7 protein-coding genes and 1 other RNA gene are annotated in these 8,479 nt (G+C 65.9%); 5 read left to right on the top strand and 3 right to left on the bottom strand.

The window, feature by feature from the left end:
- Positions 1-354: 354 nt before the first annotated feature.
- The gene (locus AC5RTS_RS15580) at positions 355-1,077 is read right to left on the bottom strand and encodes a class I SAM-dependent methyltransferase (RefSeq protein WP_493992918.1); all 723 of its coding nucleotides are present in this window, start codon (positions 1,075-1,077) and stop codon (positions 355-357) included.
- Between the two features lie 271 nt (positions 1,078-1,348).
- Between AC5RTS_RS15580 and ffs the strand changes: the two genes are divergently transcribed.
- From ffs to AC5RTS_RS15560, 4 genes are all read left to right on the top strand, one after another.
- An RNA gene (gene ffs / locus AC5RTS_RS15575) (signal recognition particle sRNA small type) lies at positions 1,349-1,444 on the top strand.
- A 77-nt stretch (positions 1,445-1,521) separates the two neighbouring features.
- Complete coding sequence (locus AC5RTS_RS15570; protein ID WP_493992917.1) at positions 1,522-4,641, top strand: DNA polymerase III subunit gamma and tau; 3,120 nt, start codon at positions 1,522-1,524, stop codon at positions 4,639-4,641.
- 152 nt (positions 4,642-4,793) lie between these two features.
- Positions 4,794-5,390, top strand: a complete 597-nt coding sequence (gene recR, locus AC5RTS_RS15565) for a recombination mediator RecR (protein ID WP_493992916.1) — start codon at positions 4,794-4,796, stop codon at positions 5,388-5,390.
- A 329-nt stretch (positions 5,391-5,719) separates the two neighbouring features.
- Positions 5,720-7,006, top strand: coding sequence for an aspartate kinase (locus tag AC5RTS_RS15560; RefSeq protein WP_493992915.1), 1,287 nt, complete (start codon positions 5,720-5,722; stop codon positions 7,004-7,006).
- A 38-nt stretch (positions 7,007-7,044) separates the two neighbouring features.
- On the opposite strand, the gene AC5RTS_RS15555 is transcribed toward AC5RTS_RS15560, so the two are convergent.
- Positions 7,045-7,521 (bottom strand): VanZ family protein, encoded by a 477-nt coding sequence (locus tag AC5RTS_RS15555; RefSeq protein WP_493992914.1) that lies wholly within the window; start codon positions 7,519-7,521, stop codon positions 7,045-7,047.
- A 25-nt stretch (positions 7,522-7,546) separates the two neighbouring features.
- Positions 7,547-7,762 (bottom strand): hypothetical protein, encoded by a 216-nt coding sequence (locus AC5RTS_RS15550; protein ID WP_493992913.1) that lies wholly within the window; start codon positions 7,760-7,762, stop codon positions 7,547-7,549.
- Positions 7,763-7,864: 102 nt separating this feature from the next.
- On the opposite strand from AC5RTS_RS15550, the gene AC5RTS_RS15545 reads away from it, so the two are divergent.
- Complete coding sequence (locus tag AC5RTS_RS15545) at positions 7,865-8,335, top strand: MarR family winged helix-turn-helix transcriptional regulator (protein ID WP_493992912.1); 471 nt, start codon at positions 7,865-7,867, stop codon at positions 8,333-8,335.
- Positions 8,336-8,479: the final 144 nt, after the last annotated feature.

The raw sequence follows: 8,479 nt of genomic DNA, 5'->3' as shown, positions 1-8,479 counted from the left end.
AAAGCGTTTTACCGCCGTTCCGGTCCCAGCATCAACCGGAGTCTTTTCCGCCTGCCCGGTGAAGGGCACGGGAGTTGGACTCTGATTTTTGAAGGGATTTGGCCGCCATACTCGGGCGCTTTTCCAGCGTCCCGGCCGCGGCGACTTAGAAGACTTTACACAGGTTCGAGCCCGGGTGCAACTCGGATCAGAGGTGACCCCGGACACCCTCTTTCGCACCCGTTCGGGCGCCGCCATGGCTGCTGCCGCGGCGTGTGAGCCGGGCCGCGTTCGGTGCCTGATCCGGTCCGGATCCCAGAGGCGCTAGCCCGAGGGGCACTTTTAGGGATCCTTCACCGCGGGAGCGGCGATTGGCTAGCTAGCAGTGAGGACGAAAATCCATTCCCGCGACGCCGGGCCAACAGCCCGTCGATCCCAGCCTCCCCAAACATGAGCGGCATGAAGGCCCGCATCCTTTATTCCGTCCAGCACATCGTCCCAACTCGGGAAACGCAGCGTTTCGCTTGTGGCCCAGGTCCTGTCGCCGACGCGCCAGTGATCCACATGCGTAATGAGGTCCCCATCCTGCAGGATCTCCCCACATACAGTTCCCCACCCGATGTCACGAGGAGCCTCGTCAGCCCAATCACGCCATTCCTCCACGGCGGCGTTGCGGATCTCGAAGGCGACGTGACCACAGGGGCGCAGCGCCCGGCGCGCTTGAAGCAGTACATCCACCCATGCGGATTGATCGAGGAAGTACTGCGCGACGTGGCCGGTCATAAGGATCAGATTCGCGCACTCGTCCTCCAGATCAACGGCCGTCCCCTGAATCCAGGTGATATCCCCGGCATACGGCTGCGATTTGGCGATAGAGAGCATTGTCGCCTGAGGCTCAACTCCTATTGCCCGGTGACCCTGTTCCACCAGGCGGCTGCATAGAAGGCCGGTTCCTGCGCCGATGTCCGCGACAACCTGTGCCTGTAGTTCCTGAGCCAACGCGAGGTAGAACGGGATATCGGCGCGGCCCGCATAGTCGGCGTCGTAATGAACTGCGAGCTGTTGTGTGGCGTAGTAGTTGCCATAGGGCTCGTGCATGTACAGACTCCTGACAGATTGCGGCGGGACTGTGCTGCCACATCAAAGACCACCGTGCTCGAAATCTACCAACTGGTCCCATAAGCCGATGCCCTTTAGGGCTGCCGCCGCCAGGCTCCCCTATAGGTAGGTCGTGCCGGCAAGGACCCCAGTGTCCGAACGCAGAGAGCCTGCCGAGGGGTCCGGGCCCGCCGCAAGGCTTCCGAACGGGCCCTGAAACCGACGCCCGGCACCGCCGACCAACCCACCGGAATTTTCGGGTAGACTTGTTCGCGGCCCCTCATGTGGTGTCATCCTGTGAACTCCCCCAGGACCGGAAGGTAGCAAGGGTAAGCGGGCTCTGGCAGGTGCATGGGGGGTCTTTAATTTTCCCCGGAGAGTGCTTCGTCACCGCGCCGGGAGCCGGAGTGAAAACCGTCAGTGCCAACCGATAGGCTTCTATCTGTGAGTACAGCCCTTTACCGCCGCTACCGTCCCGAAAGCTTCGCGGATGTGATTGGCCAGGAGCATGTCACGGAGCCGCTGATGGCGGCCCTGCAAAAGAACCGCGTCAATCACGCGTATCTCTTCTCCGGCCCCCGCGGCTGCGGTAAAACCACTTCTGCGCGCATCCTGGCCCGCTGCCTGAACTGCGCCCAGGGCCCCACCCCCGTCCCCTGCGGCGAATGCGACAGCTGTGTCGAACTCGCCCGCGACGGATCCGGCAGCCTCGATGTCATCGAGATTGACGCGGCAAGCCACGGCGGCGTCGACGACGCCCGTGACCTGCGTGAACGCGCCACCTTTGCACCCGTCCGAGACCGGTACAAGATCTTCATTATTGACGAGGCCCACATGGTCACGTCCGCCGGGTTCAATGCGCTCCTGAAGATCGTTGAAGAACCGCCGGAACACATCAAATTCATCTTTGCCACCACGGAACCGGACAAGGTCATCGGGACCATCCGCTCCCGTACGCACCACTACCCCTTCCGTCTGGTTCCGCCGGAGCCCCTGCTGGCCTACCTGGAAAAGCTCTGCGCACAGGAGAACGTCAGCGTGGCCCCCGGGGTCCTCTCCCTGGTGATCCGCGCCGGAGGCGGCTCCGTCCGTGACACTCTTTCCGTCCTGGACCAGCTCATGGCAGGAGCCGGCCCCGAAGGGCTGGATTACGAGCTGGCCGTGTCGCTGCTGGGCTACACACCCGTGTCCCTGCTCGACGACGTCGTGGACGCCGTCGCTGCCGCGGATTCGGCCACCGTTTTCCGTGCCGTGGACAGGGTCATCCAGACCGGCCAGGATCCCCGCCGGTTTGTCGAGGACCTGCTGGAACGCTTCCGCGACCTGATCATCGTCAACGCCATGCCGGACAGCGCCGCCGCCGTACTCCGCGGCATGCCGGAAGACCAGATCAACCGGATGCAGACCCAAGCGGCGCAGATGGGTGGCAGCGAACTCTCCCGCGCCGCCGACATCACCAACACCGCACTCACCGAAATGACCGGTGCAACCTCTCCGCGCCTGCATCTTGAACTGCTCTGCGCCCGCATCCTCCTGCCTGCAGCGGACCAGACGGAACGCGGCACCGCTGCCCGGGTGGACCGCCTTGAGCGGCGCCTCAGCTACGCCGGTGATCCCACCGAGGCCATGGGACGCGCCGCAGCAGCAGCGTCACCGGTGAACACCGTTCCCGCAGCAGCGCCCACAGCGTCCCAGACGCCGTCGTCGGCTCCCGCGGTGGACGAGGCACCCTCCGCCCCGCGCGGAACCGATGTCGCCGCCACACCGGCTCCGGGCCGTGAGCCGCAGGCGCCGACGAGCCGGAACGATGGCGGGTCGGCTGCGTCCTCCGGCAGCTCGTCCTCCGGCAGCTCCCTGGACTGGGGCGGCACCTGGTCCACCCCGGTGGAATCCCCGTCCGCACCCTCTGCTGCACCGGCCACCCAGCCGGATCCACGGGGCGGCGATCGCAGCACCCCTCCGCAGGGTTCAGGCCAGCAGAATTCAGGCCAGCAGGAGCCGGTACACGCGCCCGCAGCCGCGGCTCAGGACCAGGCAGCGCCGCATCAGGTCCCGCCGCATCAGGGCCAGGCACCCGCACAGGCGCCGGCTGCCCGCCAGCCCGCTCCCGCTGCCGGCGGTGGCGGCGGTCAGATCGAGATGATCCGCCGTGCCTGGCCGGAAATCATGGATGCGCTAACGAGTATCCGCCGCGCCACCTGGCTCAACGTCAGCAAGAACTCCAGCCCGCGGGCTTTCGACGGGAAAGTCCTGGAACTGGCGTTTACCAACCCCGGCGCCGCAACCAACTTCAACCGCCCAGACCACTTGGAGAACCTGCGCAAGGCCATCCACCAGGTCCTGGCGCTGGACTGCCAGATCAATCCGATCCATGACAGCTCGGCGTCAGCGGGTGAGTCGGGCCCAAAAGCCGATAGCCGGCGCGCGCCGGCATCCGCACCGGCAGCATCAGCCCCGGCTGCCGCTGCCACCGCGCCCGTAGCCCCGGCTGTATCCGCAGCTGCTCCGACGACTGCGCGGGCAGACTCGGCAGTGCCTGGTGGCCCTGCCCCCGATTCCGCGCTGCCGGCCGGCACGGCCCGGGTTCCGCACGCAGCCCGGAATGCCTCCCCCACGGCTGGCGCGGCAGGCGCGGCAGGCAAACCCAGCGACGCAGCCTGGCCGATAGCCGCAGCGGCCGTCTCTTCCACAGCCGCTGCGCCGGCTGACGGCACCCGCAATGACCCCCGTCAGACTCCGACCACTGCCGCGGTGGATGGACCCGCAGTGGCCGCAGGCCCCACGAACGGCGCGCCCGTGAATGCGGCGTCGGCGGCACTGCGCCGCCGTTCGGGCAGTGCACCCGGCGGTTCCGGACCGGCAGGACCCGGTTCCGGCCGCAGCGGGGGACGCGGCTCCCGCGGCGGCGGCGTCGGCGTCGACGGACCGCCCGATGCGCCGTGGCCGGACGAGCCCTCCGATCCGTATGACTCTCCCGAAAGCAACGCCTGGGAAACCGCAGAGGCACCGGCCGACGTGTACTCCGGCGGCCACCTGTCCGACTCGGAGTGGGCCACCACCAACTGGGCCGGCACCGCTTCCACCTCCCGTCCGGCAGCCGGTGCGACGTCGGCACAGAGCGCACCGGCCGCGTCCGGCCCTGCTTCAGTGTCTGGTTCAGTGTCCGCCCGGCCGCACGGGACCCCGGACAGTGCGGGTGCACCGGGCGCGGGAGTGCCGGGCGCAGGAGCACACCGGTCCGCGGCACACGGTTCACCGGCATCAGCAGGGCCGGGGGTCGCAGCCTCGGTTGCCGCACCGGCCGCACCCACTGCACCCGCTGCACCGGCGGGAAACAACCCGAACCAGCCGCTCAGCCGCTACCAGAAACTGCTCAATGAAGCTGCCCAGCGCGGCGGCGGCGCGCCCGTCCGGGGGAGCCGGCCAGTAGAATCGTCCTACGTTGAAGACGTTCCCAGTGCTGATGACATCACGCTGGAGGACTCCGGACTGGTTGGCCGCAAGGCTATTGAACGGATCCTGGGCGGACGGCTGATCGAGGAACGCAGCCTCGACGGCCGCTGACCGGCCGCCCGACGCGAAGCCCGCGGCATCGGGCAGCAGCATGGGCAAGCAGGACCCCGCAGCAGCGCTACACCGGGCAGGCACCGGGCAGGCACCGGGCAACAGGCTCACCCTGAGCCACAAACGCAGATCAACCCAGCAGAGAAGGTTACGTGTACGAAGGTGCGGTTCAGGAACTCATCGATGAACTAGGCCGGCTTCCCGGCGTAGGACCGAAGTCTGCCCAGCGCATCGCGTTCCATATCCTCGAGTCGGATCCCGATGACATGAAGAAGCTGGCCACCGCCATTGTCACCGTCAAGGACCGGGTGAAATTCTGCAGTGTCTGCGGCAACGTGACGGAGCAGGAAACCTGCAGCATCTGCCGCGACCCGCGCCGGGATCCGACCATGATCTGCGTGGTGGAGGAATCCAAGGATGTCATCGCGGTGGAGCGCACCCGCTCCTTCCGCGGCCGCTACCACGTGCTGGGCGGGGCCATCAATCCGATTGCAGGCATCGGCCCGGACCAGCTGCGCATCCGTGAGCTCCTGAGCCGGCTCTCCGATGAGCAGATCTCGGAAATCATCATCGCCACGGACCCTAACCTCGAGGGTGAAGCCACGGCCACCTACCTGATGCGCATGCTCAAAACCCTGGGCATTACCGTCACCCGCCTCGCCTCCGGCCTGCCGGTGGGCGGCGATCTGGAATACGCCGACGAAATCACTCTTGGCCGCGCCTTCGAGGGCCGCCGGAGCATGTCCTAGGCGCTAGTCGCGGCGCACCTGCCGGACAGCCGGCACAGCCATCCGGCGAGCCGGTCAGCAGCACCGGGCGTCTGTTGATACCGCGGGCGCGGGCAGCCTGCCCGGCCTCGAACGGAAGTCACCGCAGCCTCGGGACAGACCCGCCGCGACGTGACGTTAAGTGCATATTTCCCTTCTGTTTCGGCACTTCCAGAGACCGGCTATAGACTTTTTGGACGGACGCAGTGGGTCCCGCGGTCCGGTTACCCGGGAACAGACCCGGGACAATCCCTGCCGCGCCGAAGATGCCGGGCACCAGCAACCACAACGAAACTTGGGAAAGTGTACGCATGAGCCTGATAGTGCAGAAATTCGGCGGTTCCTCTGTAGCGGACGCCGAAGGCATCAAGCGCGTCGCCAAGCGCGTAGTGGACACTCACGCTGCCGGAAACGAAGTGGTGGTGGTGGTCTCCGCCATGGGTGACAGCACCGACGAGCTGCTGGACCTGGCCGGACAGATCACTTCCCTGAGCAACGCCCGGGAAATGGACATGCTGCTCAGCGCAGGCGAGCGTATTTCCATGGCGCTGCTGGCCATGGCCATCAACGAGCTGGGCGGCTCCGCGCAGTCCTTCACCGGCAGCCAGGCCGGCATGATCACCGACGCCATCCACGGCAAGGCCCGCATCATCGACGTTTCCCCGCATCGGATCAAGACCGCCATCGAAAAGGGCGACATTGCCATCGTGGCCGGGTTCCAGGGCGTCAGCCAGGAAAGCCACGACATCACCACCCTGGGCCGCGGCGGTTCGGACACCACCGCCGTCGCGCTGGCCGCCGCTCTGGAAGCGGACGTCTGCGAGATCTACACGGACGTCGACGGCGTGTACACGGCGGATCCGCGCGTGGCCCCGAGCGCGCAGAAGATTTCCACCATCTCCAGCGAGGAAATGCTCGAGATGGCGGCCTCCGGCGCCAAGATCCTGCACCTGCGCTGCGTGGAATACGCCCGCCGCTTCGGCGTGCCCCTGCACGTCCGCTCGTCCTTCAGCCAGCATGAGGGAACCTGGGTGCTGCCCAGCCCCGATGACAAGATCAAGATTCAAGAGGGAGAACCCTTGGAACAGCCCATCATCTCCGGCGTCGCCCATGACCGTTCCGAAGCCAAGGTCACCGTGGTGGGTGTTCCCGACATCCCCGGCAAGGCCGCGGAAATCTTCGGGATCGTGGCAGGGGCCAACTCCAACATCGACATGATCGTCCAGAACGTCTCCACCAAGGGATCCGGCCGGACGGATATCTCCTTCACGCTGCCGATCATCGACGGCAAGGAAGCGATTGACGCGCTCAACGCCGCCAAGGAGCAGGTCGGTTTTGACGCCATCCAGTACAACGAGCAGATTGGCAAGCTGTCGCTGATCGGCGCCGGCATGCGGTCCAACCCCGGCGTCTCGCACCGCTTCTTCGAGGCCCTGCATAATGCCGGTGTGAACATCGACATGATCTCCACCTCCGAGATCCGCATCTCCGTAGTGACCAGCGCCAAGCTGCTGGACACGGCCGTGCGTGCGGTGCACGCGGCGTTCGGGCTCGACGGCGACGACGAGGCTACGGTCTACGGCGGTACCGGGCGCTAAGCACCCCGAGTACCGGGCGGGACGCCGGTTAGGCTCCGCTACCGGGCGGAATCCGCCGGAAGGCTCCGCCGGCTGCGGGCACGGTGAATCCCGAGGGCCGCTGCCGCCAGCACGGCGCCCGTCAGGGCGCCTGCGGTGTTGGCCAGCCAGTCACCGGTGGTGCAGCTGCGTCCGAGCACCGGGACAAACGCCTGAACGGCCTCGATGAGTGCGGACAAGACGCTGCCCGCCAGGAACATGGCCACAGGCCGCCGCGTTCGAATCCCGGCCAAAAGGACCAGTGGAACAAAAAGCACTACGTTGGCCAGCGGTTCCGGGGCCAACAGGTGGGCCAGCCCGCCGTCCATCAGGCACCGCGTTTCCACCGTGCGGTAGGTGGTGGGAAACAGGGTCAGCAGCAGGATGGCTCCGGCCATCAGCCTCAGGAGCGTCCGGGCTGTGTGCTGCCGGGTAAGCAGCCAGGCGCCGAGCAGGGGCCCGATGAGGACCAGCGCTATGAACGCGGTTTGCCCCATCCACGCATGGGTGCTCAGGAAGTGGCTAATGACGTTCGCGGGAGACGATGTAGCTGCTGCCGTCGGCGCGGGTGACGGTTTCCCACAGGGCCTTTTCCTGTTCCTGCTGCGCCTTGAGCAGGGCCTTGTTTTCCTCAGTCATCGGATGGTCCAGGGAGCCTTGCTGCGCGGGGCCGAAAATCAGCCGCACTTTGCCTGTGGCCCGCATAAACCGGGACACGAAGCTTTCCTTCTCAACCATGCTGCTTACCTCTCCGACGGGATTCTGGCTCTATAGTACGCTAATAATTAGTGCACTAACTATCCGTTTCATCCTTCCTCTGCCTACCTAAAGGGGCGCGTTATGGCAATAAATACGGCTCCCTCCGCCGAGGAGGACCTGCTGCTCGAGCGCCAGCTCTGCTTCGCACTTTCGGTCGCCTCCCGCAGCATCGTTGGCGCCTACAAACCGGTACTGGAGCGCCTGGGACTTACCCACCCCCAGTATCTGCTGATGCTCGCACTCTGGGAGGAGAGTCCGCGCCGGGTCCGCGACCTCAGCGACACCCTTCTGATGGAACCTGCCACCCTCTCCCCCATGCTCAAACGGCTCGAGGCCGCGGGCCTGGTAAGCCGGGACCGGGCGCCGGGCGATGACCGGGCACTCGCCGTCGGACTGACCGATGCGGGCCGGGCCCTCCGTGCCGCTGCGCTGGAGGTTCCCGGAACCATGATGGAGCGCCTGGGCCTGGACCGCGCCGAAGTGGAAGCGCTCAACCGCAGCATGCACCGGCTGATTTCCGCCGCACAGGGCGCTCCGACAATGGCCGGGTAACCATAGAATTCCGGTTATCAAAACCGTCGAAACATTAATCGGAAAACGGCCACAAAACGGTAACAATTAATATGTGATATATGCAATGCTATTTTTTCCGCTCTACGGAAAAGTCGGTTGGAATTGATCCTGAACCGCCACTAT

Source organism: Arthrobacter sp. MDT1-49-2, assembly GCF_059090185.1.
Note: the sequence above shows the minus strand (reverse complement) of the source record. Positions and strands in the feature narration are given on the sequence as shown.

Bases quoted from the DNA above. Each gene is read 5' to 3' on its own strand.
- AC5RTS_RS15555 (WP_493992914.1), bottom strand. From the start codon at position 7,521: ATGGGGCAAACCGCGTTCATAGCGCTGGTCCTCATCGGGCCCCTGCTC.
- AC5RTS_RS15550 (WP_493992913.1), bottom strand. From the start codon at position 7,762: ATGGTTGAGAAGGAAAGCTTCGTGTCCCGGTTTATGCGGGCCACAGGC.
- AC5RTS_RS15560 (WP_493992915.1), top strand. From the start codon at position 5,720: ATGAGCCTGATAGTGCAGAAATTCGGCGGTTCCTCTGTAGCGGACGCC.
- AC5RTS_RS15580 (WP_493992918.1), bottom strand. From the start codon at position 1,077: ATGCACGAGCCCTATGGCAACTACTACGCCACACAACAGCTCGCAGTT.
- AC5RTS_RS15545 (WP_493992912.1), top strand. From the start codon at position 7,865: ATGGCAATAAATACGGCTCCCTCCGCCGAGGAGGACCTGCTGCTCGAG.